The 23,600-nt window shown below is 57.8% G+C and carries 18 protein-coding genes and 3 pseudogenes; 14 read left to right on the forward strand and 7 right to left on the reverse strand.

Annotated elements, in window-relative coordinates; all coding sequences use genetic code 11:
• Positions 1-13: 13 nt before the first annotated feature.
• The 7 genes and pseudogenes from bhcA to ACFQAU_RS04130 all read left to right on the forward strand — a co-directional run bounded on the left by bhcA (position 14) and on the right by ACFQAU_RS04130 (position 6,084).
• Positions 14-1,202: pseudogene (bhcA, locus tag ACFQAU_RS04100) on the forward strand (L-aspartate--glyoxylate aminotransferase BhcA).
• The gene (bhcB, locus tag ACFQAU_RS04105; RefSeq protein ID WP_120350347.1) at positions 1,202-2,173 is read left to right on the forward strand and encodes a beta-hydroxyaspartate dehydratase BhcB; all 972 of its coding nucleotides are present in this window, start codon (positions 1,202-1,204) and stop codon (positions 2,171-2,173) included. Before bhcA ends, bhcB begins: the two are co-directional and overlap by 1 nt.
• A 36-nt stretch (positions 2,174-2,209) precedes the next feature.
• On the forward strand, positions 2,210-3,373 hold the full coding sequence (bhcC, locus tag ACFQAU_RS04110) for a 3-hydroxy-D-aspartate aldolase BhcC (RefSeq protein WP_132444891.1): 1,164 nt from the start codon (positions 2,210-2,212) through the stop codon (positions 3,371-3,373).
• A 169-nt stretch (positions 3,374-3,542) separates the two neighbouring features.
• Positions 3,543-4,508 (forward strand): iminosuccinate reductase BhcD, encoded by a 966-nt coding sequence (bhcD, locus tag ACFQAU_RS04115; RefSeq protein ID WP_120350345.1) that lies wholly within the window; start codon positions 3,543-3,545, stop codon positions 4,506-4,508.
• A gap of 66 nt (positions 4,509-4,574) precedes the next feature.
• Positions 4,575-5,081: an AmiS/UreI family transporter gene (locus ACFQAU_RS04120; protein ID WP_132444889.1), complete on the forward strand. Its 507-nt coding sequence runs from the start codon at positions 4,575-4,577 to the stop codon at positions 5,079-5,081.
• 2 nt (positions 5,082-5,083) lie between these two features.
• On the forward strand, positions 5,084-5,584 hold the full coding sequence (locus ACFQAU_RS04125; RefSeq protein WP_386280724.1) for a glyceraldehyde 3-phosphate dehydrogenase NAD-binding domain-containing protein: 501 nt from the start codon (positions 5,084-5,086) through the stop codon (positions 5,582-5,584).
• Positions 5,539-6,084, forward strand: coding sequence for a hypothetical protein (locus tag ACFQAU_RS04130; protein WP_386280727.1), 546 nt, complete (start codon positions 5,539-5,541; stop codon positions 6,082-6,084). Before ACFQAU_RS04125 ends, ACFQAU_RS04130 begins: the two co-directional genes overlap by 46 nt.
• 371 nt (positions 6,085-6,455) lie before the next feature.
• On the opposite strand, the pseudogene ACFQAU_RS04135 reads toward ACFQAU_RS04130, so the two are convergent.
• The 3 genes and pseudogenes from ACFQAU_RS04135 to puuE all read right to left on the reverse strand — a co-directional run bounded on the left by ACFQAU_RS04135 (position 6,456) and on the right by puuE (position 9,828).
• Positions 6,456-7,879 (reverse strand): annotated as a pseudogene (locus ACFQAU_RS04135) (uracil-xanthine permease family protein).
• Positions 7,880-7,936: 57 nt separating this feature from the next.
• Positions 7,937-8,419, reverse strand: coding sequence for an ureidoglycolate lyase (locus ACFQAU_RS04140; RefSeq protein ID WP_120350341.1), 483 nt, complete (start codon positions 8,417-8,419; stop codon positions 7,937-7,939).
• Positions 8,416-9,828 (reverse strand): allantoinase PuuE, encoded by a 1,413-nt coding sequence (puuE, locus tag ACFQAU_RS04145; protein ID WP_132444885.1) that lies wholly within the window; start codon positions 9,826-9,828, stop codon positions 8,416-8,418. The genes ACFQAU_RS04140 and puuE overlap by 4 nt, the downstream gene beginning before the upstream one ends.
• Positions 9,829-9,978: 150 nt before the next feature.
• On the opposite strand from puuE, the gene uraH reads away from it, so the two are divergent.
• Complete coding sequence (uraH, locus tag ACFQAU_RS04150) at positions 9,979-10,332, forward strand: hydroxyisourate hydrolase (RefSeq protein WP_067628535.1); 354 nt, start codon at positions 9,979-9,981, stop codon at positions 10,330-10,332.
• Positions 10,333-10,356: 24 nt separating this feature from the next.
• On the opposite strand, the gene ACFQAU_RS04155 is transcribed toward uraH, so the two are convergent.
• The gene (locus ACFQAU_RS04155) at positions 10,357-11,256 is read right to left on the reverse strand and encodes a LysR family transcriptional regulator (protein ID WP_132444883.1); all 900 of its coding nucleotides are present in this window, start codon (positions 11,254-11,256) and stop codon (positions 10,357-10,359) included.
• Between the two features lie 100 nt (positions 11,257-11,356).
• Here ACFQAU_RS04155 and ACFQAU_RS04160 point away from each other — a divergent pair, with 100 nt between their 5' ends.
• On the forward strand, positions 11,357-12,589 hold the full coding sequence (locus tag ACFQAU_RS04160) for a urate hydroxylase PuuD (RefSeq protein ID WP_067628530.1): 1,233 nt from the start codon (positions 11,357-11,359) through the stop codon (positions 12,587-12,589).
• Positions 12,590-12,733: 144 nt separating this feature from the next.
• Here the strand turns inward: ACFQAU_RS04160 and ACFQAU_RS04165 are convergent, their stop codons facing one another.
• Entirely contained in the window at positions 12,734-13,636 is a 903-nt protein-coding gene (locus ACFQAU_RS04165; RefSeq protein WP_120350337.1) for a LysR family transcriptional regulator, read from the reverse strand.
• 156 nt (positions 13,637-13,792) lie between these two features.
• On the opposite strand from ACFQAU_RS04165, the gene xdhA reads away from it, so the two are divergent.
• The 5 genes and pseudogenes from xdhA (at position 13,793) to guaD (ending at position 21,521) form a co-directional block, all read left to right on the forward strand.
• Positions 13,793-15,256: a xanthine dehydrogenase small subunit gene (gene xdhA, locus ACFQAU_RS04170; RefSeq protein WP_132444881.1), complete on the forward strand. Its 1,464-nt coding sequence runs from the start codon at positions 13,793-13,795 to the stop codon at positions 15,254-15,256.
• Positions 15,257-15,273: 17 nt separating this feature from the next.
• On the forward strand, positions 15,274-17,592 hold the full coding sequence (gene xdhB / locus ACFQAU_RS04175) for a xanthine dehydrogenase molybdopterin binding subunit (RefSeq protein ID WP_132444879.1): 2,319 nt from the start codon (positions 15,274-15,276) through the stop codon (positions 17,590-17,592).
• Positions 17,593-17,705: 113 nt separating this feature from the next.
• A complete protein-coding gene (xdhC, locus tag ACFQAU_RS04180) occupies positions 17,706-18,476 on the forward strand; it encodes a xanthine dehydrogenase accessory protein XdhC (RefSeq protein ID WP_386280745.1) in 771 nt (256 codons plus the stop codon).
• A gap of 41 nt (positions 18,477-18,517) precedes the next feature.
• A pseudogene (locus ACFQAU_RS04185) lies at positions 18,518-20,118 on the forward strand (xanthine/uracil/vitamin C permease).
• A 59-nt stretch (positions 20,119-20,177) separates the two neighbouring features.
• Complete coding sequence (guaD, locus tag ACFQAU_RS04190; protein ID WP_132444874.1) at positions 20,178-21,521, forward strand: guanine deaminase; 1,344 nt, start codon at positions 20,178-20,180, stop codon at positions 21,519-21,521.
• Positions 21,522-21,681: 160 nt separating this feature from the next.
• Here the strand turns inward: guaD and ACFQAU_RS04195 are convergent, their stop codons facing one another.
• Both ACFQAU_RS04195 and ACFQAU_RS04200 read right to left on the reverse strand, forming a co-directional pair.
• A complete protein-coding gene (locus ACFQAU_RS04195) occupies positions 21,682-22,626 on the reverse strand; it encodes an oligopeptide/dipeptide ABC transporter ATP-binding protein (RefSeq protein WP_132444872.1) in 945 nt (314 codons plus the stop codon).
• Positions 22,623-23,597 carry an ABC transporter ATP-binding protein gene (locus ACFQAU_RS04200; protein ID WP_132445063.1) on the reverse strand — a complete coding sequence of 325 codons (975 nt, stop codon included), beginning with the start codon at positions 23,595-23,597 and terminating at the stop codon, positions 22,623-22,625. The genes ACFQAU_RS04195 and ACFQAU_RS04200 overlap by 4 nt, the downstream gene beginning before the upstream one ends.
• Positions 23,598-23,600: the final 3 nt, after the last annotated feature.

The following is a 23,600-nucleotide window of genomic DNA, read 5'->3' on the forward strand; positions in this document are numbered from 1 at the left end:
AAGGAGACCGTCCATGAGCTTTCAAAATCCCGTTTTCATCCCGGGCCCGACCAACATTCCCGAGAGCCTGCGCAAGGCTTGCGACATGCCTACGATCGACCACCGGTCACCGCTGTTTGGGCAAATTCTACATCCCGCTCGCGCAAGTGTTCGTAAGATCCTCAAAAGCGACAACGCAGAAATCTTCATTTTTCCGTCCACCGGCACGGGGGTGGGAAACTGCGCTGACCAACACGCTCTCATCGGGTGACAAAGTGCTTGCGGCACGCAACGGTATGTTCAGCCATCGTTGGATCGATATGTGCCAGCGTCATGGTCTTGCTGTGCAGACAGTCGAAACCGCATGGGGCGCAGGGATCCCGGCGGATCGCTACGAAGAGATCCTGACCGCTGACAAAAGCCATGAGATCAAGGCCGTTCTCGCCACGCATAATGAAACAGCCACCGGCGTGAAATCAGACATTGCGGCCGTGCGCCGTGCGCTGGACGCATCGGGCCATCCAGCGATGCTGCTGGTCGATGGTGTTTCGTCGATTGCCTCAATGGATTTCCGTTTCGACGAATGGGGCGTGGATGTTGCCGTGACCGGGTCACAGAAAGGCTTCATGCTGCCCGCTGGTCTCGCCATCGTTGGCTTCTCACCCAAGGCGATGGAGGCCACCAAAACCGCCTCTCTGCCCCGCACGTTTTTCGACGTACACGACATGGCCAAAGGCTACGCAAACAACGCCTATCCCTATACGCCTGCTGTGGGACTGCTGAACGGTCTGAACCAAGCCTGCAACATGCTGCTGACCGAAGGTCTGGAGAACGTGTTTGCCCGGCACTTCCGGATTGCGGAGGGTGTGCGCGCGGCGGTGGGCGCTTGGGGCCTTGATCTTTGCGCCACGGACCCTTCGGTTTACTCTGACACTGTCAGTGCCATTCGGACGCCCGAAGACTTCAACGCAACCGATATCGTGACACATGCCGCCAACAAGTATGGCGTGGCCTTTGGCGTGGGGCTCGGTGAGGTCGCCGGCAAGGTCTTCCGGATTGGCCACCTCGGCAGCCTGACGGATGTCATGGCACTCTCCGGCATCGCGACCGCCGAAATGTGCATGGTCGATCTTGGATTGGACATCAAACTCGGCTCCGGGGTCGCGGCGGCCCAAGAATACTATCGCGGCCATACCGCGGCAGCGCAAAAAGACGCGGCGTGATGAAGGATTACCAGATGTACATCCCGACGTACGAGGACATGTTGGACGCCCACGCGCGGATCGGCCCCTATATTCGCCGCACGCCGATCCGCACCTCGGACTACCTCAACGAACTTGCCGGTTGCGAGCTGTTCTTCAAATGCGAGAACTTTCAAGAGCCGGGTGCCTTTAAGGTGAGGGGCGCCTCGAACGCGGTGTTCGGGCTTAGCGAGGAGCAGGCGGCCAAAGGCGTCGCAACACATTCCTCAGGCAACCATGCATCCTGCCTGTCTTATGCCGCTATGAAGCGCGGCATTCCATGCAACGTGGTGATGCCCCGCACAGCCCCTCAGGCAAAGAAGGATACGGTGCGCCGTTTTGGCGGTGTCATTACCGAATGCGAGCCGTCGACCAGTTCCCGTGAGGCGACCTTTGCCGAGGTGCAAGCTGCGACAGGGGGCGATTTCGTACACCCCTACAACGATCCCCGAGTGATCGCCGGACAGGGCACATGTTCGAAAGAATTCATTGAGCAGACGGATGGCCTTGATGCTGTGGTGGCGCCAATTGGTGGTGGCGGCATGATATCGGGCACCTGCCTCACCCTCGCGACCCTCGCGCCCGAAACTCATATCATCGCGGCCGAGCCTGAACAGGCAGACGACGCTTACCGCAGCTTCAAGGCGGGTCATATCATCGCCGACGATGCCCCCAAGACCATTGCCGACGGCCTTCTGGTCCCGCTCAAGGACCTGACTTGGCATTTTGTCTCAAACCACGTGTCCGAAATCTACACGGCATCCGAGCAAGAGATCATTGAGGCGATGAAGCTGACCTGGAAGCATCTGCGCGTGGTCATGGAGCCATCCTCTGCTGTGCCGCTTGCGACAGTTCTCAAGAACCCCGAAGCCTTTAGGGGCAAGCGCGTCGGCCTGATCATCACGGGCGGCAATGTCGACCTCGACAAGCTGCCGTGGCTGAACGCCGCCTGATCTCAAATATCGACTGAAAAACGAAGGAGCACGGACATGAAAGATATGACCAATCTCGACGAATTCGAAGTGGGCTACGATATCCCGGCAAAACCGGGCATGGACGAGGCCGACATCCAAACTCCGAGCCTTGTGCTTGATCTTGACGCGCTGGAGCGCAACATCAAGAAAATGGGAGACTACGCCAAGGCGCACGGCATGCGCCACCGGACCCACGGCAAGATGCACAAGTCGGTCGATGTCCAAAGGCTTCAAGAAAAGCTCGGCGGTGCATGCGGTGTCTGCTGCCAAAAAGTCTCAGAGGCCGAAGTCTTTGCGCGGGGCGGCATCAAAGATATCCTCGTCTCGAACCAAGTACGCGATCCCGCCAAAATCGACCGCCTCGCCCGTCTGCCCAAGCTTGGCGCCCGCACGATCTGTTGCGTTGACGACCTTGCCAATGTGGCTGATCTGTCATCGGCGGCGCAAAAACATGGCACCGAGATCGAATGTCTTGTCGAAATCGATTGTGGCGCGGGGCGCTGCGGTGTGACCACCACGCGTGACGTGGTGGCGATTGCCAAGGCCATCGACGGTGCCGAGGGGCTTAAGTTTTCCGGCCTGCAAGCCTATCAAGGCGCAATGCAGCACCTCGACAGCTATGACGAACGCAAGGCGAAAATCGATATCGCCGTGGCGATGGTCAAAGATGCGGTCGATACGTTGAAGGCAGAAGGTTTGGACTGTGACATCGTCGGCGGTGGCGGCACTGGCTCCTACTATTTCGAGTCCAACTCGGGTGTGTATAACGAACTGCAGTGCGGCTCCTATGCCTTCATGGACGCGGACTATGGGCGCATCCTCGACAAAGACGGCAAACGCATCGACCAAGGGGAATGGGAGAATGCCTTTTTCATCCTCACAAGCGTGATGAGCCATGCAAAGGCGGACAAGGCGATCGTCGACGCTGGCCTCAAGGCTCAATCCGTCGATAGCGGCTTGCCAGTGGTCTACGGGCGCAATGATGTCGAATATATCAAGTGTTCGGACGAGCATGGGGTGGTGATGGACCCAAACGGCGCGCTGAAGGTCAACGACAAGCTGAAGCTGGTTCCGGGTCACTGCGATCCGACCGCCAACGTCCATGATTGGTATGTTGGTGTTCGGAACGGCAAGGTTGAATGCCTCTGGCCAGTTTCGGCACGCGGTCACGCCTACTGATCTAGCGATGTAAGACAACTGCCCCATGTGTCTGCTTCCGGCGGGCACATGGGCGAACTGATTTGAAGCGTGTCAGAATACTCTTTTCCGCCCCAACCTGCGGCGCGACGTTCTCAAGCCATTGGCGAACCTCTCGGAGTCTTCTGAAACGAAATATTTGGAGAGACACATGCTGATCGTACCTGAACGTGAGATCGCCAACCTAATGACCCGCGAGGCAGCTTTTGATGCTATCGAGAAAGTCTTTGCCGCAATGGCCTCCGGCGACGCCTACAACTTCCCCGTCGTACGCGAAGCGATTGGGCACGAAGATGCGCTTTACGGGTTCAAAGGCGGTTTTGATCGCGCCGGGTTGAGCTTGGGATTGAAGGCCGGTGGATACTGGCCGAACAATCTTGAAAAACGCAACCTTATCAACCACCAGTCCACCGTATTCCTGTTCGATCCTGACACCGGCAAGGTCAAAGCGATGGTCGGTGGCAATTTGCTGACAGCGTTGCGTACGGCGGCGGCTTCGTCGGTTTCAATCAAACACTTGGCACGTGAAAACGCGACCGTCATCGGCATGGTAGGCGCAGGCCACCAAGCCACCTTCCAGCTACGTGCCGCATTGGAGCAGCGAAAGTTCGAGAAGGTGATCGGCTGGAACTACCACCCAGAGATGCTGCCCAATATCGAGAAAGTCGCGCATGAGGCTGGGGTTCCCTTTGAAGCCGTCGATCTGCCCGGCATGACCGAAGCCGACGTCATCATCTCGATCACCTCCGCCTTTTCACCGTCTTTGATGGCCGATCACGTCAGCCCCGGAACCCATATCGCCTGTATGGGCACCGACACCAAAGGCAAACAGGAGGTCGAAGCGGCCTTGCTGGCACGGGCCTCGGTGTTCACCGATGAGGTCGCCCAGTCCGTGAGCATCGGCGAGGCGCAACATGCCATTGCTGAAGGGCTTATCAAGGACACGGATGTCGCCCAGCTTGGCGCGGTCATCAATGGGACCAATCCGGGCCGCACGTCGGATCATCAAATCACACTGTTCGACGGGACCGGCGTGGGCCTTCAGGACCTCGCGGTGGCGGCCAAAGTCGTTGATTTGGCCGTTGAACAGGGCGTCGCAATCGACGTGGACTTCTAAGCCAAGGCACATTGAACTGGCCCAGAAACCGAAAGACTTTCTTTCAGCGCACAAACGGTAGGTTTCATGTTTTTGCCAATATCCCTGCTGTTTGTGGGGGCAGTTCTTGTGTTGAATGGTCTTTGGATGTCTGGGCGCATCTCGGATCGAGAGATTGTTGTCATCAACTTTGCCACAGCGGCAATTACCGCCACAGTCGCCGCTGTGTCACTCGTGCGCGCCACGACCGGGGATGAAATCCGCTCTGTTGCCCTGACGCTGCTGTTCAGCGCGACCTACCTTTGGGTGGCGGTTAATCGGTTGAATGGCGCCGATGGCCGCGGTCTGGGCTGGTTCAGCCTGTTTGTCTCTCTTTCCGTATTGCCTCAGGCCTTTTTAGCCCTCGCCTCTGCAGCGAAATTCATTGATATCTGGCTGGGCATTTGCTGGCTTATTTGGTCGGGTCTTTGGTTCATGTATTTCGTCACTTTGACGTTGAAGAAACCGGTTCAAGATCAAACAGCAGTTGCCACACTCCTAAGCGGCGTGCTGACTGCCTGGCTCCCCGCCCTTTTCCTGATGTACGGAGCTTGAACGTGACCCGCCAGCTAAGTGTCTTTATCAACGGTTTTGGTCGCATCGGCAGGACTTTGTTGCGCCAGATTTTACAAAATGAAAGCCAGTCCGCCGTCAAAGTCGTTGGCATCAACGATATCGCGCCACTCGAAACTTGCGCGTACCTGCTGCGCTACGACAGTGTTTTCGGTCCTTTACCCCTCCAAGTGGAAACGGGAGATCGCCAGATAACAATTGGCGGTCGCCCCATCCCATTTACCTGCGAACCGGACCTGCGGGCCTTGGATTTACGCGGTGTGGATGTTGTTTTGGAATGCACCGGAAGGGTCAAGGATAGAGACTTTGCAGAAGCAGGCATCGAGGCTGGGGCATCGAATATTCTGATTTCCGGCCCGTCCGAGGTCGCCGACCAGACGGTTGTCTTGGGCGCCAATGAACAAGAACTTGGCGATGCGCGGATCGTGTCCAATGCGTCTTGTACGACCAATGCGATCGCCCCCTCCTCCGCACGATTGATCTAGGGCTTGGAATTTCCAGAGCACATGTAACGACCATTCATTGCTACACCGGGAGCCAACCGACTGTTGACCAGCCCGGTGCCAGTCTTGAAAGAAGCCGTGCTGCTGCTGTCTCAATGGTTCCGACAACAACCAGCGCGCTTAATCAAATCTTTAACGTCTTGCCAGAATTTCACGGACGCCTCAGTGTCAGCGCCGTCCGGGTTCCCTGCATCTCAGTTTCGGCAATCGATGCGACGCTGCAAATCTTGGAAAAGCCCGAAGGTTCTTTTGTCGAGTTCTTGCGCGAAGCCTTTGCAGACTCGACCCTCATTGGTCTGACAGAAGACCCCTGTGTTTCGACCGATTTTCGGAGCCGCCCTGAATCTCTGGTGATCGCCCTTCCCGAAACGCAATCGATCGAACAGCGCCAGCTGCGCGTCTTTGGGTGGTACGACAACGAATGGGGCTTCTCTGCACGCATGCTTGAAATGGCGGAACGCCTCGCGGCGAGAAGCCGGTGATCTGCCGGGAATGACGCACCTCTGAAAGGTTAAAGATATATTTCAGAAGAGGGCCGCGCTCTGTGAGCGATGTCTGAACCTTGGGCAAACCAGCGCTGGCGAGCTGCACGTTGGCACAGGTGCAGCTATCGTTGCGGCCTTTGGAGGTGGCATCGCCTAGTGTTTTGACCCCCATGTATCCTTTATCTGTTTGAGCCGTCCCCTTTGACGCTGCTCTCCGTCGGGCTGGCCAAGTCCCGAAATGAACCCGGTGATCCCGGCACGTACTTCTTCCAGCCCTAGCAGTTACCCACGAAAAAAATGCGGCGCAGAGACCTGCGCCGCATTTGCTATTCCTATTCCGCAGCAATCATCTCACCGCGAAAGCGACATCAGACGCGGTCACTCTGCGCGAGTGATCCGCTCCCTTGTCCTGCCATACCGCCAGAGACTTCCTCGGTGGCTTCACCCGAAAGCTCCTCGGGCAGTACCAGATTGAGAACGATGGCGATGAGGGCCGCAGGCAGAATGCCCGAAGTCCCTAGGACTTTCAGCGTGCCCGGCAGATACTGAAGCGCATCCGGCTCAAGCTGCAGGCCCAGACCAAGTGACAGCGCGATGGCAAAAATGACCATGTTGCGACGGTTCCAGTTCACATCGGACAGCATCGAGATACCAGCCGCGACCACCATGCCGAACATCACGATGACACCACCGCCCAGCACTTCGATCGGGATCGAAGAGATCACCGCACCGATTTTGGGAACAAGACCGCATATGATCAGAAAAATCGCCCCGATTGTAACGACCATCCGGCTCATCACACCCGTCATGGCGATGAGACCTACGTTCTGACTGAACGACGTATTGGGCAGCGCGCCGAACATGCCCGAGATGGCCGTGCCGATCCCATCTGCATAGGTCGCCCCTTGGATTTCGCGGTCGCTCGCCTCGCGGCCTGCGCCCCCTTTGGTGATCCCGGAAACATCGCCAACAGTTTCGATGGCCGAGACGAAAGACATGGCACAAAAGCCGATGACCGCGGCGGCCGAGAATTCGATGCCAAAGTGTAGCGGGTTCGGCAGCGCAAAGCTTGCCGCTTGACCTACATTGCCAAGATTGACCTGACCAAGCGCAAAGGCGACGACATAGCCAACCAAAAGGCCGATCAGAACGGCCGACACAGAAAGCATGCCGCGGGTAAAGAACTTCAGGCCGAGGGTCACCAAAATCACGGTACCTGCCATGAACCAGTTGAGCCCGGAGCCGTATTCTTCGGTGCCGATTGCAGGCACACCCCCTGCCGCATATTGAACACCGACCTTGACCAGAGCCAGGCCAATCATGGTCACGACCAAGCCAGTGACCAACGGCGGCAGTGCAAAACGAAGTCTCCCGATGAATAGCCCCAAAAAGGCGTGGAACAGGCCACCGGCGACGATACCCCCATCAGGACCGCAATCGCGTCCACGCCCTTCCCGGCGACAAGCGGGATCATAATTGGAATAAAGGCAAACGATGTGCCCTGCACGATCGGCAAGCGCGCGCCAATCGGACCTACGCCGATCGACTGAAACAGCGTCGCGACCCCGGCAAAGAACATGGACATCTGTATCATGTAGATCATTTGCGGGAAATCAGGGCTGTTTGAGCCAAAGCCGAAACCTGCAGCGCCGCACACGATGATCGCCGGAGTGACGTTCGATACGAACATCGCCAGCACGTGCTGGATCCCCAGCGGCACCGCTTTTGTGAGCGGCGGGGTGTAATTTGGATCGCGGAGTTGGTCCGGCGTTCCGATGGATGCATCAGACATTATAATTGTCCCTCCCTATGGATGCGTGAGCCGGCGCTTTTTTTGCCGAGTTATTTATTATCGCTCGATGATGAATGGCTCATCGAACCAATGTTCCTCCAGATTTGGCCCCTCGCTGACGCGGTCGACGACCATGAAAAGCCCCGGATCGGACAGCGGACACAAAACCCCGTGCCAGACGTTGCGCCCGATGTTTACGCCCTGCCCCGGCCCAGCAATAAAGGCCCGGGGCGCAACCGGAGCACCGTCTTTATCTTCGGCTAGCACGACCAGATATTCGCCTTCCTGCATCGGCAGAAAAGCTTGGCTGCCCAAAGGATGACGCTCCATCATTTCCATTTTGAAAGGCATGGAGAACGATGTGGATTGAAAGACGCTGACCCCTACGCGACCATCAACGTCGAGGGTCGCCCGATCATGAAAACGTCCGCAACGCCCTTGGTTTATGAACTTGTCGGGCGTGTCTGATGCATCGATCAGTTCTGCTAGCCCCGCAATGGCATCGGAATTAATTGTGGTTGCCGTCAAAACGTTGTTCATGATGCAAACCTCTCAATCAGGCGCAGTTCTGCAATTCGCTCAACCTGTCGGCAGGCTTCGGAGAACTCGGTATCGCGGTCATTTTTGATACGGCGGTGAAATGCCTCAAGAATGCTCGATTTGGTGTTATCCTTCACGGCGATGATGAAAGGAAAGCCGTGCCGCTCAACGTATTCAGCGTTGAGGTTCTGGAAGGTCTCCCGTTCTTCGTCGGTCAGCAAATCCAGTCCGGCACCCGCCTGTTCGGCAGTGCTTTCCTTTGTGAGGCGCCCGGCTGCCGCCAGTTTTCCCGCCAAGTCAGGGTGGGCGGTCAGCACACCCAGCCGCTGTTCTTCGGATGCGTTACGGAACACACGCGCCAGTGCGTTGTGAATGCCTGCTGCATTGTCATGGGTCGCACCAAGCTCAAGATCAAAGGCACCCTCGGCAATCCAAGGGCTGTGTTCGAACATGCCACCAAATTCCGCGACAAAGGTTCCCCTGTCCATATCAGATGGCGCGGTCCCCTCGGCAGGCGGGTGCAGGCTTGCCCAGTGATCGGCGATCTGTTCCCTTGTGGCGAACCAGACCCCGTCGTGTTTCGCGAAATGTTCCAAGGCGCGTTTCAACGCCATTGCGCGCCCCGGACGCCCGATAAGACGACAGTGCAAACCGATCGAAAGCATCTTGGGCGCACCTTCGGCCCCCTCGGCATAGAGCATGTCAAAGCTATCCTTGAGATAGCTCTCAAACTGATCACCGTTCGTGTATCCCGCTTGAATCGCAAAGCGCATGTCGTTGCAGTCCATCGTGTAAGGCACGATCAACTGGTTCTTACCGCCAGCCCGCACCCAGTAGGGCAAATCATCAGCATAGCTGTCGGCGATATAGGCGAAATCGCCCTCCTCGGCGGCAAGGTCCACAGTGTTCATAGAGCAGCGTCCAGTGTACCAGCCGCGCGGGGCCTCCCCCACCACTTCGGTATGCAGGCGGATTGCCTCGCGGATCTGGGCGCGCTCTTCCTGCGGCTCCATATCCTTGTGTTCGATCCATTTCAGACCATGGCTGGCAATCTCCCAGCCCGCCTCCTTCATCGCCTTGAGCTGCTGGGGCGCCCGCATAAGAGCGGTTGCTACACCATAAACAGTAATTGGCGTGTTTTTGAGCAGTTTGTGAACACGCCAGAACCCGGCGCGGCTGCCGTATTCATAGATCGATTCCATGTTCCAATGGCGTTGACCCTGCCAGGGAGCGGCCCCGGTGATTTCCGATAGGAACGCTTCAGACGCAGCATCACCGTGGAGAATATTGTTTTCCCCACCTTCTTCATAGTTCAGCACGATCTGAACGGCGATTTTTGCGCCATTCGGCCATTGCGCCGCTGGTACAGCGCCACCATAGCCGGTCATATCTCTTGGGTAACGTTTCACGCAAATATTCCTTTTCTTCTAAAACCCAACCTAAACAGGAAAAATGGATCTGTTTTTCAAAAAAATTTTAAAGGAGCCTTCTGTTAGTGGAGATTTGTCACTTAAAGGCATTCAGCCTAGAAACAGACAGCGTTTCAGGAGAAGTTAAAAATGGCCGGCTATCTTACAACCCATGTCCTCGACACCGCCCTTGGGTGCCCCGCCGAAGGGCTGAAAATTGAATTGTTTCGCATCAGCGGTGTTGAACGGCATCTGTTGAAAACGCTTACGACGAACAACGACGGGCGCACTGACGAACAAATCCTGCCTGAAGCAGAGTTCGAAGTGGGTGAATATGAACTGGTGTTCCACGCAGGCCCCTATCTGGATGCAAGCGGCACGCCGCCTGAAGACCCCCGGTTTCTAGGCGTCATACCGATCCGCTTTGGGATGTCCGAGCAATCGCACTACCACGTGCCCTTGTTGCTTTCTCCTTTCGGATACTCAACATATCGCGGAAGCTGAGGCTTCGGCCCACTGATTGCTTCGCTAGATTGTCGCGGCGATGCGATCAACCATGAACTCCATGAAAAGGCGCGTTTTCGGGTCCTGTCTACGGCGATGCGTAAATAGGCACGCCATCTGAATCGGCTCGGGAGGCGTCTTTTCAGCGACAGGCACCAAAGCGCCGGTCCGCAAGTGTTCTGCAATTTCGAAAACCGGCTTCATTGCGACGCCATGACCGGCAAGTGCCCAATCGGTGAGCACGTCCCCGTCATCTGACTCATAGCGCCCCGGGACACGAAATCGCTTGGGGCCGTCCGGTGTCGTTAGCCGCCATTGAAATTCGGTCGCCCCCGGAAAGCGAAGGCTCAGGCATTCATGTCCCTCCGCCACCAGCGCGCTTCCGCTGTCGGGCATGCCACGGCGCGCAATATAGTCCGGCGATGCGCAGAGCACCCGCTCCACGTCTGCAATTTTTCGGATGCGCAGATTGCTGTCCTCGGGCTGCCCCAGAAAGAATGCCAAATCCAGACCCTCTGTGGTCAAGTCCACTTTCCGGTCGGACAAACGCAACCTCACGCTGACTTCGGGATAGTTCTTCAAGAAACCCGGGACCTGCGGGGCGATTAACCTACGACCGACACCTAAAGGCGCCGCAACATAGAGCGATCCTTTCAGGTTCTCGGTGATGTTGACGATCTGCGCCTCGGCGCTTTCGACGGCTTCGAGGATTTCAGTCGCCCCGCGGTAGAACGACTTGCCCTGCTCGGTCGGGGATAGACTGCGTGTCGTCCGTTGAAAAAGTCTGACGCCAAGCCGTTCTTCTAATTGTGAAATCCGTGATGACGTAACAGCTGGAGATATCCGCAAATCCCGCCCCGCGGCAGACATGCTGCCCAGTTCATAGACGCGCACAAAAGTGCGGATGTTATCGAAGTAGGACATTATTCTGTCTTTTTTGATGCTGCTTGGTCCTTTACGGCGATACCAGAACAAACCCGTCTCGCCTAGGGTGTTAGAAATTTCGAATCTAAGGAGACCAGCCATGTACGATTTGGCAATTCTGTGGGACTGGATCGCGTTCAGCGTCCGCTGGCTACACGTGATCACTGCAATGGCGTGGATCGGTGCGTCGTTCTATTTTATCGCGCTCGATCTAATGCTTAAACCAAACGACGCCCTGCCCGACGGCGCCTACGGCGAAGAATGGGAAGTACATGGCGGGGGTTTTTATCACACAGTCAAATATCTGGTCGCGCCCGCCCGGATGCCAGAGCACCTGACATGGCACAAATGGCAAAGCTACAGCACTTGGTTGTCAGGGGCGGCACTCTTGATGATCATCTACTGGGTCGGCGGTGAATTGTTCCTACTCGACCCCACCAAAGCCGATATTTCGCTGTTTCAGGGCATCCTGATCTCCGGCGGCTCCCTGACGATTGGCTGGTTGCTCTATGATGCGATGTGCAAATCCAAATTGGCCGACCACCCCACAGTTCTGATGCTGCTTTTGTTCGTAATCCTTGTGATCATGTCATGGGGATACAACCAAATTTTCACCGGCAGGGCGGCGTTGCTGCATCTCGGCGCTTTCACGGCGACGATCATGACCGCCAATGTGTTTTTCCAGATCATGCCCAACCAACGGGTCGTTGTCGAAGACCTTAAGGCCGGTCGCACACCTGACGCGAAATACGGCAAGATCGCCAAGGTGCGCTCGACCCACAACAACTACCTTACCTTGCCGGTGGTGTTCCTGATGCTGTCGAACCATTACCCGCTGGCATTTGGAACAGAGTTCAGCTGGATCATCGCAAGCCTGATCTTTTTGACCGGTGTCACCATTCGCCACTACTTCAACACGATGCACAAAACCGGTTCCGGTCCGCATTGGACTTGGGCGGTGACCGTGCTGCTTATGGTTTTGATCGCATGGCTTTCCACCATCAGAACGGGGGAGACATGGGAAGACGCAGAAGCCCGAGATCTGACGGCATATGAGCAGGCCTATGCCTCTGCTGAGGGGTTCGAGAGCGCTTACGATACCGTCATCGGCAATTGCTCTATGTGCCATGCCCGAGAACCAGTCTGGGGCAATATGCAGTGGGCGCCAAAGGGGGTCTACCTTGAGACCCCCGGCGACGTTGCGCGTCATGCGGACCAGATCTATCTCCAAGCGGGCGTGAGCCACGCCATGCCCCCGCCAAATGCCGTACAAATGGACGAGGAAGCGCGACGCAATATTGTCGCTTGGGTGCGCGAAGTGCGTAGCCAGTAACGCTCCGCATTCCGCATTTATTTCAAAGATTTATCGGCACCGACAGCGCGCGTTCACTACTGCAATTGCCAAAAAACCTTTGGCGCGGCGGCAGGCACCCGGCCATCCGTCACACCAGAGTGCAACGCTGAACGGGCGTCGAACTCAGACGAAGAAGCGTTTGCTGTTTCGTGCGATGTGATCAACGAACAGACGAACCTTTGGATCCTGAAGCTTTTTGTGGGGATACAGGCAGCCAAAAATGGTCGGCTTTGGCGGAGTGTGCGGTAATACCTCGACAAGTCGTCCCGACTTGAGGTGTTCACGCACATCAAAGCGCGGCTTGTTGATGATCCCACGCCCGGCCAGCGCCCAATCGGTCAGTACATCACCGTCATCGGCATCGAACCGACCGCGAACCTCCAGCTTTCGGGGGCCCATATCGGTCTGAAGTGTCCAATAATACTCTGGCGATCTTGGATACCGCAGCAAAAGGCAGTTGTGCGCCTGATCATGAAGATCGTCAGGCGTCATCGGCGTTCCACAACGCGAAAGATAATCCGGAGAGGCACATAAGACCCGATCGCAATCCGCGAACTTTCGCAGCTTCATCGTGGAATCACTCGGCTCCCCGATAAAGAAAGCGATATCGAGCCCGTCTGCCATGATGTCTACCCGTCGGTCGGACAGCCGCATCCTTATCTCAGTATCAGGATAGGTTTCAGAGAATTCCGGGACCAAAGGTGCAACTATTCGACGCCCGACCCCAAGCGGTGCCGTGATCCGCAGGGCCCCTCGCGGGGCGTCGGAAAAGCTGGCGACCCGGGCCTCGGCGTTATCCAGCGCCTGCAAAATAGCATGGGCCTCATCGTAAAAAACGGTACCGACCTCTGTCGGGGTTATCGAGCGGGTCGTCCTGTTAAACAGGCGCACGCCGAGATGTTTCTCTAGCTCTTTCAAACGCTTGCTGGCAACTGCAGGCGTCAGCCTCAGGTCCCGCCCGCCCGCGGTGATACTTCCCAAGTCCATCACGCGAACGAAGACGCGCAAGCTTTCGATATAAGACATACGGCGCCCCCCTTCCACATGAACATGCCCAAGGTCCGATGAATTTTCAACGTTTTGTTGAAAGTATTTAGCGTTTCCGGTGATTTTTTTACCTAAACAACTGTGTCTATCGTAGCGGCGACGATCACAGCCAGACTGGCGATTGGGAGGCACCCCTTGGACTATCAACGCGACATTCGTTTCATCCTCAACGGCACAGACGTGGCGCTGGACGACGTTTCAGCCAGCCAAACGCTTTTGGACTTTCTTCGGCTCGAACGCCGTCTGACCGGGTCAAAAGAAGGCTGCGCCGAAGGCGATTGCGGCGCCTGTACCGTACTGGTGGGCCGGCTTGGCAATGCCGGGCTGGTCTATGAGCCCATCAATGCCTGCATTCGGTTTCTGGCCTCGATCAACGGTTGTCATGTGGTCACGGTCGAGCATCTCTCCGGCCCGAAAGGTCGGCTGCACCCTGTTCAGGAAGCAATGATTGAACATCACGGGAGCCAATGTGGTTTCTGCACGCCCGGATTTGTCATGTCGCTTTATGCGCTCTGGATGCAGACGCCCGAACCAACATCGCAAGAGGTTGAGACGGCCCTACAGGGGAACCTGTGCCGCTGCACCGGCTATGAGCCCATCATCAAGGCAGCGGTGGCCGTGTCGCGCTATGGCACGCCATCATCGGATCTTCTGAATGCCGAACGCGCGCAGATAATGACGCGACTGCAAGCGCTTCAGCATGGCAAGCGCATCGTCTCCGGACCCAAAGACAACCTGAGCATCATCCCGGCTAACGTGGATGATCTGGCCGATTGCCTTTTGAGCTACCCGAACGCAACCATCGTGGCGGGGTCCACAGACGTCGGGCTTTGGGTGACAAAATTTCTGCGTAAAATCGGGCCCGCGATTTTCACCGGCCATCTGAACGCGCTGAAAACAGTTGAGCGTCAGGGAGGGCAGCTAAAAATCGGGGCCGGGGCCAGCTACACCGATTGTCAGGCCATTCTGTCAGAGCACCTGCCTCATCTTCTCCCCTACTGGAACCGTATCGCGGGATGGCAGGTGCGAAACATGGGCACGGTCGGGGGCAATATCGCCAATGGTTCTCCTATCGGTGATACCCCGCCCGTCCTGATCGCGCTTGGCGCAGAGATCACGCTCCGCCACGGTGCTGCCCGTCGAAACGTGCCTCTTGAAAAGTTCTTTATAGACTATGGCAAGCAGGACCGCGCACCGGCGGAATTTGTCGAGAGCATTCAGGTTCCCCTGCCCGGCCCCGATGATTTGAACGCCGCCTATAAAATCTCCAAACGGCGCGACGAGGATATCTCGTCGGTGGCCGTTGGCATCCATATGACGGTAACCGGAAACGTCATCAGCAATGCCCGCATTGCCTTTGGCGGCATGGCCGCGACACCCAAACGTGCGACGGCGGCAGAAGCTGCGCTGAATGGTCAGCGCTGGACGCGAGAAAACTTCGAGGCCGCCGCAGCAGCGCTGGCCGAGGATTTCGAACCGCTTACGGACTGGCGCGCCTCCGCGGCGTATCGAAAGCTCTCTGCTCAGAATCTTCTGCGCCGTTTTTATCTGGAACAGGATGCGCAAAGCGCCGCTCCCGTTCAACTCATCAACGCTTAAAGCAAGGAGACGCAAAAATGAAAGACAACGTTTCCATTACCGGCACCGCCCACAGCGACCGCATTCATGACAGCGCGTCAAAACACGTCACGGGCGCGGCAGACTACACCGACGACATTACGCTGCCCGAAGGCACGTTGCATGCCTATCTAGGTGTCTCGGATGTTGCCCATGCGACGCTTTTGGACATCGACTATACCGATGTTCTGGCAACTCCGGGCGTGATCGGCATCCTAACCGCCGAGGATGTGCCAGGCGTCAACGACCTAAGCCCCACGGGACGGAATGATGAGCCAGTTTTCCCCACTGATTTGATTCAATTTCATGGCCAACCCCTGTTTGCGGTGATCGCAGAGACACGGGACATTGCGCGCCACGCCGCAGAAAAAGCCAAGATCAACTGTGATGTTTTACCCCATGCGCTTGATCCCATTCAGGCGCAACAGGCGGGATACCCACACGTCACCGCTCCGTTGAAACTCGAACGCGGCGATGTCGATGGGGCGTTTGAAACCGCCAGCAATCGGATCAAGGGCAGGATCGCTGTAGGCGGACAGGACCACATGTACCTCGAAGGGCATATCGCCTTGGCCATTCCCGGGGAAGACGATGATATCATCGTGCATTCCTCCACGCAGCACCCCTCCGAGGCGCAGCATATGGTGGCTCAAGTTCTCGGCGTGCCCTCGAATGCGGTTGTGGTGAACGTGCGCCGCATGGGCGGCGGGTTCGGCGGCAAGGAAAGCCAGATGAACCTGTTCTGCGCTGTTGCCGCAATGGCGGCGAAAAAGTGGAACCGCGCCGTGAAGATCCGCCCCGACCGGGACCAAGACATGACGGCTACGGGGAAACGCCACGATTTTGTAATCGATTACGATGTGTCTTTCGACGCAGCGGGACGCATCGAAGCGGTGAATGGCAGCTTTGCTGCACGGTGCGGTTTTTCATCCGACCTCTCGGGCCCCGTGACCGACCGTGCCCTCTTTCACGCCGATAACGCTTATTTTTACCCGAATGTGCGGCTTGAAAGCCATCCGATGAAGACCAACACAGTCTCCAACACGGCTTTTCGTGGCTTTGGCGGCCCGCAGGGTGTGGTGGCGGCTGAACGAATTATCGAAGAGATCGCCTATGCCACAGGCCAAGATCCACTGGACGTGCGCAAGGCGAACTTCTACGGCGGCAAAGGGCGAGACATCACGCCCTATCATCAGAAAGTCGAAGACAGCATTCTCGAACGGCTTGTCGAGGAGTTGGAAACCACCTCTGACTACCGCCAGCGCCGCAAAGACATCATGGCCTTCAATGAGACCTCGCCGGTGCTCAAAAAGGGGATTGCCCTGACCCCGGTCAAGTTCGGGATCTCGTTCACGGCGACGTGGTACAATCAGGCCGGCGCATTGGTGCATGTCTATAACGACGGCTCGATCCACCTGAACCACGGCGGCACAGAGATGGGTCAGGGGTTGAACACCAAGGTGGCACAGATTGTCGCCGAGGCGTTTCAGGTCGATTTTGAGCAGATCAAGATTACCAAGACCACCACTGAGAAAGTGCCGAACACGTCAGCAACCGCTGCCTCCAGCGGAACCGACCTGAACGGCATGGCCGCGCTCAACGCGGTGGAACAAATCAAAGCGCGGTTGGTCGAGTTCGCGACAAGAACTTGGGGTGTTACCGCAGAAGAGGTAAGTTTCCACGCCAATCATGTGTTTATTGGCAAAGACATCCTGACATTTGCGGCCTTCATCAAGCAGGCCTATCTTGCCCGCGTGCAGCTTTCGGCGGCCGGTTTCTACAAGACGCCGAAAATTCACTGGGACCGCGCCAAAGGCCAAGGGCGTCCGTTCTATTACTATGCTTACGGGGCAGCATGCTCTGAAGTGACAATCGACACATTGACGGGCGAATACCGTGTCGAGCGTACCGACATCCTGCATGATGTGGGCCGCTCCCTCAATCCGGCGCTCGACAAAGGCCAGGTCGAAGGCGCGTTCATCCAAGGCATGGGCTGGCTCACAACCGAAGAGTTATGGTGGGACAATGCCGGACGACTGCGGACCCATGCGCCCTCTACATATAAAATTCCCCTCGCTTCCGACCGCCCCCGCATATTCAACGTGAACCTCGCCGACTGGTCGGAGAACCGCGAACTGACCGTGAAGCGCTCCAAGGCGGTAGGAGAGCCGCCCTTCATGCTTGGCATTTCGGTGTTCGAAGCGCTGTCGATGGCCGTCGCTTCGGTGGCCAACTACCGCGCGTGTCCGCGTCTTGATGCGCCGGCCACGCCGGAACGGGTGTTGCTGGCTGTGGCACGGTTGCAGGCCGAGGGGTGAACCATGTCGAATAACGCCGTTTCTTTGGATGAATTTCTTGCGGCACATGCATCGGTCATTCGCGTCGCACTGACCCGCGTACGTGGCTCCTCCCCCGGAACGAGGGAACTGAGATGTTTGCCTCTGCCCAAGGGCTTTGGGGAACGATAGGCGGTGGCCAGCTGGAATTTCTGGCCATCCAAGCAGCGCGGGACATGCTGCAGAGTGGAGATTTGGTGCGAGAGTTGGACGTGCCGCTTGGCCCTGAGATCGGCCAATGCTGCGGGGGAAGGGTCGAAATCCGCCTGACACGGATGCGGTCATCAGACAAGCGCGCCGCAGCGGACCGGGCTCGCGAGACAAAAGCCGCCCTGCCTCATGTCTATGTCATGGGGGCTGGTCATGTCGGGCGGGCCTTGGCCGACCTGTTTCAACATTTGCCCGTCAGATGCATCCTGATTGACACCCGAACCGAGGAGATCGCCCTCAATACGGCAGCGGTAGAGACCCGTATCAGCGTGCTGCCAGAGGCCGATATCTGGAGCGCGCCAGCAGGCAGTGCTTTTATCGTTCTGACCCATGATCATGCGTTAGACTTTCTGCTGACCTCCGCCGCGTTGGAACGGGGTGATGCCTTGTACGTCGGTATGATCGGCTCGGCGACCAAGCGCGCAAAATTTAAAAACTGGGCGCGCATGCACTGCGACGGCCAAACGATCGAAGATTTGAATTGCCCCATTGGGGCATGCGGTAGCCGCGACAAGCGGCCCAGCGTCATTGCAGCCTTCGTGGTTGCCGAGGTGATCGCTGAATTGACCACTGAAACTGCCGCAACCGCCCCGATCGGGGCAATAGAAGCGCCCCACGGGCGCGCATATCTGGGCCGAACGGGGAGACTGGCCTGATTGGCCAGAGGCGTTCCGCCCTATCAGTGGAGGAGACCGTCATGGACGGGAGGATTTATAACTACAAGCTGTTTGCACGCAGCGATTTTAACGCTTTTTGGGCGTTATTTACCGACAACCTTGTGAACTTGCTGATCCTGACTGGCGTTTGCCAGTTCGTGTTTCAGATGCCACCCGAGATCGTTTTTGGCCGCATCGTACCCGGCGCGGCCATCGCCATTTTGGCCGGTGTTGCGGTCTATACCTATATGGCCAAATGGGCAGCCAACAAACAGGGCAAAGACGTGACCGCCCTGCCCTATGGCATCTCGACACCCGTGATGTTCGTCTATCTGTTCGGAGTCATCGGGCCAATCTACTGGGCCACGAACGACCCGTTGCTGGCATGGCAGGTCGGCATCGGGGCTGGCTTCATGGGCGGTGTCGTCGCTGCACTTGGGGCTATCGTCGGGCCGTGGTTGAAAGAGATCACGCCGCGCGCGGGCATGCTGGGCACCCTATGCGGCATCGCGCTTGTGTTTATCGGCTCGGTGCCCTTGGCGCAGATTTTCGAAAGCCCGATCATCGCCTTCACGTCGTTGTTGTTCATCCTATGGGGGCTGATCGGACGGTTTCGCCTTCCGGGCAACTTGCCTGCCGGTCTGGTGGCAATCGCTGCGGGTACAGTGATCGCCATTGTCTTGGGGAGTCCAAAGTTGACGTAAGCGGAATCGGGTTCTACCCGCCGGTTCCCTACATCGGCGATCTGCTTGCCGGCATTCAGTACCTGTTCGCGAACCCTGAACTGTTCCTCGTGCTGATCCCGGTGCAGATCTACAACTTCATCGAAACCATGAACAACGTGGAATCTGCGGAAGCGGCAGGCGACCACTATCCGGTCGGTCTGTGTCAGGTTACCGATGGGGCGGGCACGATGCTGGGCGCACTCTTTGGATCGCCCTTTCCGACGACTGTCTACATCGGCCATCCCGCCTACAAACGGCTTGACGCACATGCGGGCTATATCATTGGTGTTGCTGTCGTCATCGCCGCTGCCGCATTTGTCGGGCTCTTGTCGTTCCTTGCAGGTCTGATCCCGGTTGCCGCGGCCGCACCGGTCTTGGTCTTCGTATCCGTCAGCCTGATCACCAATACGGCATGGGCGGTAAAGCCGATGCATATGGCCGCCGTGTCCTTCGCCATCCTGCCGCATATCTCGGCCTTCTTGGTGACCAAATGGGGTTCGTTGATGAATGCCCTGCGCAGTTCCGGCGTTGAGGGTCTGCCATCTTTGGGTGACGAAGCGCTCACCGCCGCGCTTTTGATGGAAGGCGCGCATTACGAAGGCCATCTGGCGCTTAGTCAGGGGGCGATTATCACCGGACTTATCTGGGGTGCGATCGTCGCTGACATCATTGACGGCCGCTTCAAAATGGCAGGCGGTTTTGCAATCGCAGCGTCTTTGATGTCGTCGGTCGGGATCATTCATTCCTACAAGCTGCAACTGCCGCAGCTGGACCCGATCACCATAGGCTACTTGATCGTCGGCGCCTTCATGTACCTATATCCGTTGGTCGCACCGAAAGAGGACCTAGAGCACCGCATTGTTGTGCCCGATGAGCCAGACTTCATGGATGAAGATATGCCCGCCCATCAGGCGTAACCAAACGATGGGCGGCAGGTCGCCGCCCCTCTAAACTCTTCCCTAGATTTGAGAAACCTATGACCCAAAAACTGCTTCGCGGTCGCCTGTTGACCTTTCACCGCGCGCCGCAAGATGGCTCTGATACCCAAGCTTACACCTACCTTGAAGATGCCGGTTTGTTGATCAGCGATGGCATCATTCAAGGCAGTGGTCCCTTCGACAGTATATTGGCCAAAGCCCCCGATGTGCCGATCACGGATCACCGCCCTCATTTGATGATGGCAGGTTTCATCGACACCCATATTCACTTTCCGCAGGTGCAGGTGATCGCCTCATGGGGTTCGCAACTGCTGGACTGGCTCAACAATTACACTTTCCCGGAAGAAACGCGCTTTGCCTGCGAAGACCACAGTCACCGCATGGCACAGGCGTTCTTTGACCAGTTGGTTGCGCATGGCACGACCAGCGCCGCCGCATATTGTTCGGTTCACAAGACCTCGGCGGACGCTTTTTTCTCAGAAGCGACGCGGCGCAATATGCGGATGCTGGGCGGTAAGGTCTTGATGGACCGCAATGCGCCAGCCGATCTCCTCGACACACCGCAGAAAGGGTATGATGAAACAAAGGCGTTGATCTCCGAATGGCACAGCAAAGGCCGGAACGGCTATGTCATAACGCCCCGGTTCGGCATCACGTCATCGCCAGAGCAGATGGAAACGGCGATGGCGCTCGGTGCGGAGCATCCTGACTGCCACATCCAGACGCATTTGTCCGAAAACAAAGATGAAATCGCCTTCACCAGAGAGCTCTATCCGCAGGCGCGTGATTATTTGGATGTGTACCAGTCCTACGGCCTGTTGCGGGACAACACACTGTTAGGACACGCCATTCATCTCGAACCTAGAGAGGTTGACGCGCTGGCGGAAACCGGCGCGCATCCCGTGTTCTGCCCCACTTCGAACCTTTTTCTCGGCAGCGGTCTGTTTGATCATCGCAACCTAACTGCGCGTGGCGTTCAGAGCGGGATTGCGACGGACGTGGGCGCGGGCACAAGCTATTCGATGCTCCAAACCCTGAAGGAGGGCTATAAAGTTCTGCAGCTACAGGGGCAATCTATGCATCCGCTCCAAGCTTTCGATTGGGCCACACGAGGCAACGCCAATGTTCTGGGTCTGGAGGACAAAATCGGTACGTTGGCATCGGGAACGGAGGCAGACGTTGTGATTTTGAACTCATCTGCCACAAGCGCGATGGCCCTGCGCATGGAGCGCGCCGAGAGCCTCGCGGAGGAGTTGTTCGTGCTGCAAATCATGGGGGACGACCGCGCTGTCGAAGAAGTCTACGTGAGTGGCGTTGCTCAAAAAGCTTGCCAAGACCGGCCTGCAGGGGTGGTTCGCTTCAGTGGGGGGATTACCGCCTAGCGCCTCGCGCAGGTTCTGCCGATTGATCGCGATTTACCGCAGCCTGCCCTTATGTTTGGCGAAGGGCTCGGGGCTGCGGGTCTCGTTCCTGCACGCAAAGCAAAACAGCGCGTTGCCGAAATGCTCACCGGCGTGGTTCAGCCGCAGAAGGAACACGACGTCATGCCGCCCGCTCGCACCTGACATGGGTGTCGCGCAACTCCCGGAGCTCTTGCGGGCCTTTGACGCAGCCTTCCCGCACATCCGGACAGCGCGGCGCGAAAAGGCACCCGCGGCGTGCGGCAAACGGGTCCGCCGCCGCCGCGCCCAGCTTTTGTTCCGGCAGCCCTACCTGTGGGTCCGGCAACAAGGTCGCGGCAAGAAGGGCACGTGTATAGGGATGGCAGGGATTTTCGAAAAGTGTATCGGTTCCGGCTTCTTCAATCTTTTGCCCAAGGTACATGACAGCCACGTGGTCGGCCAAATGCTCGACCACGGCCAGATTGTGGCTGACGAAAACCATCGTGAGGCCAAGCTCTTTCTTGAGCGAAAGCAGCAGATTGATGATCTGCGCCTGTACCGAGACATCAAGTGCCGAGGTCGGCTCGTCACAGATCAGCACACGTGGGCCGAGGATGAGCGCGCGGGCGATGGCGACACGCTGCCTTTGCCCGCCCGAAAGCTCGCCGGGATAGGCATCGGCCAATCGCGCGGGCAGCCCCACCAGATCGAGCATTCGCTTGACCTCGGCGTCGACATTTGTGCCGCCGTGCAGGCGCAGCGGCTGGCCGACGAGGGTCTGAATGCGCTTGACCGGGTTGAGCGAGGCATTGGGGTTCTGAAACACCGGTTGGATCAGCCGCACGCGGTCGGCCACCGGCATGGCGCCGATCTTCCGGCCCGCGATCTCGACCTCGCCTTGGTCTGGCTGCAACAGGCCCAGCATAATGCTGACCGCCGTGCTTTTGCCGCAACCGGATTCGCCGACGAGCCCAAGCGTTTCGCCCTCGGACACCTCAAGCGACAGGTCGTTGACCGCCACCAGCTCCTCGGTCGGAGCGAACATGCCGCGGCGCAGACGGTAGGCTTTGCGGATGTTGGTCATTCGGATCATGGGCGGCGTCATGCTGCCACCTCCGCTGCCTTGACACATTCAACGAAATGGCCGGGACCGGTGTCGACGCGCGGCACCGGGTCATTGATGCAGCCCGGTCCCGCAAGGGCGCAGCGGTCGCGAAAGGCGCAGCCCTGCATTGTGCCGATCAGCCCCGGCACGCGCCCCGGAATGGCGGGCAATTCGCTCCCGCGCGGGGTGACGCCCGGCACCGGGATCGCAGCAAGTAGGCCTTGGGTATAGGGGTGGCGCGGCGCGGCAAAGAGGTCAGCGGCGGGCGCGCGTTCGGCGATGCGTCCGGCGTACATCACCGCGACATCGTCAGCGATGGCCGCGACCACGCCCAGATCATGCGTGATTAGCAAAAGCGATAGGCCAAGATCGCTTTGCAGCTCGCCCAGAAGCGCCAAGATCTGGGCTTGAATGGTTACATCCAGCGCGGTCGTCGGCTCGTCCGCGATCAGCAGTCCGGGCCGCCCCATGAGCGCCGAAGCGATCATGATGCGCTGGCGTTGGCCGCCGGAGAACCCGTGCGGATATTGCGTCAGGCGCGCCGCCGGATTGGCGATGCCCACGCGGTCGAGCATCTCGATGGCGCGGGAGTTAGCGTCCTTACGGCTCAGCTTTTCGTGGCGCATGACGCCTTCGGTCAGCTGTCGCCCGATGGTCAGCGTCGGATTCAGCGCGCTGGTCGGATCCTGAAAGATCATCGCAACATCACGGCCACGCAGCTTTGCCAGCTTGCCATCGGTCCTCGTGGTCAGATCCTGACCCGCCATCTGAAAGCGGTCGGATGTGACCTTGGCGTAGCGCGGCAGCAGTCCCATGATCGAGGTCGCGGTCAGCGATTTGCCGCAGCCCGACTCGCCCACAAGGCAGAGCGTCTCGCCTTTGGCAATTTGCAGATCCACCCCGCGAACCGCGTTCAAGATGCCCCGTTCGGTGGGGATCGAAACGCGCAGGTTGCGAATATCAAGCATCATCTC

It is taken from the genome of Sulfitobacter profundi (assembly GCF_042661425.1).
Taxonomy (GTDB): Bacteria; Pseudomonadota; Alphaproteobacteria; order Rhodobacterales; family Rhodobacteraceae; genus Sulfitobacter; species Sulfitobacter profundi.

What these genes read in the sequence shown, in the direction of transcription:
- bhcB (WP_120350347.1), top strand. Translation starts at nt 1,202, where the DNA reads ATGAAGGATTACCAGATGTACATCCCGACGTACGAGGACATGTTGGAC.
- bhcC (WP_132444891.1), top strand. Translation starts at nt 2,210, where the DNA reads ATGAAAGATATGACCAATCTCGACGAATTCGAAGTGGGCTACGATATC.
- bhcD (WP_120350345.1), top strand. Translation starts at nt 3,543, where the DNA reads ATGCTGATCGTACCTGAACGTGAGATCGCCAACCTAATGACCCGCGAG.
- ACFQAU_RS04120 (WP_132444889.1), top strand. Translation starts at nt 4,575, where the DNA reads ATGTTTTTGCCAATATCCCTGCTGTTTGTGGGGGCAGTTCTTGTGTTG.
- ACFQAU_RS04140 (WP_120350341.1), bottom strand. Translation starts at nt 8,419, where the DNA reads ATGAACAACGTTTTGACGGCAACCACAATTAATTCCGATGCCATTGCG.
- uraH (WP_067628535.1), top strand. Translation starts at nt 9,979, where the DNA reads ATGGCCGGCTATCTTACAACCCATGTCCTCGACACCGCCCTTGGGTGC.
- ACFQAU_RS04155 (WP_132444883.1), bottom strand. Translation starts at nt 11,256, where the DNA reads ATGTCCTACTTCGATAACATCCGCACTTTTGTGCGCGTCTATGAACTG.
- ACFQAU_RS04160 (WP_067628530.1), top strand. Translation starts at nt 11,357, where the DNA reads ATGTACGATTTGGCAATTCTGTGGGACTGGATCGCGTTCAGCGTCCGC.
- ACFQAU_RS04165 (WP_120350337.1), bottom strand. Translation starts at nt 13,636, where the DNA reads ATGTCTTATATCGAAAGCTTGCGCGTCTTCGTTCGCGTGATGGACTTG.
- xdhB (WP_132444879.1), top strand. Translation starts at nt 15,274, where the DNA reads ATGAAAGACAACGTTTCCATTACCGGCACCGCCCACAGCGACCGCATT.
- xdhC (WP_386280745.1), top strand. Translation starts at nt 17,706, where the DNA reads ATGTTTGCCTCTGCCCAAGGGCTTTGGGGAACGATAGGCGGTGGCCAG.
- guaD (WP_132444874.1), top strand. Translation starts at nt 20,178, where the DNA reads ATGACCCAAAAACTGCTTCGCGGTCGCCTGTTGACCTTTCACCGCGCG.
- ACFQAU_RS04195 (WP_132444872.1), bottom strand. Translation starts at nt 22,626, where the DNA reads ATGACGCCGCCCATGATCCGAATGACCAACATCCGCAAAGCCTACCGT.
- ACFQAU_RS04200 (WP_132445063.1), bottom strand. Translation starts at nt 23,597, where the DNA reads ATGATGCTTGATATTCGCAACCTGCGCGTTTCGATCCCCACCGAACGG.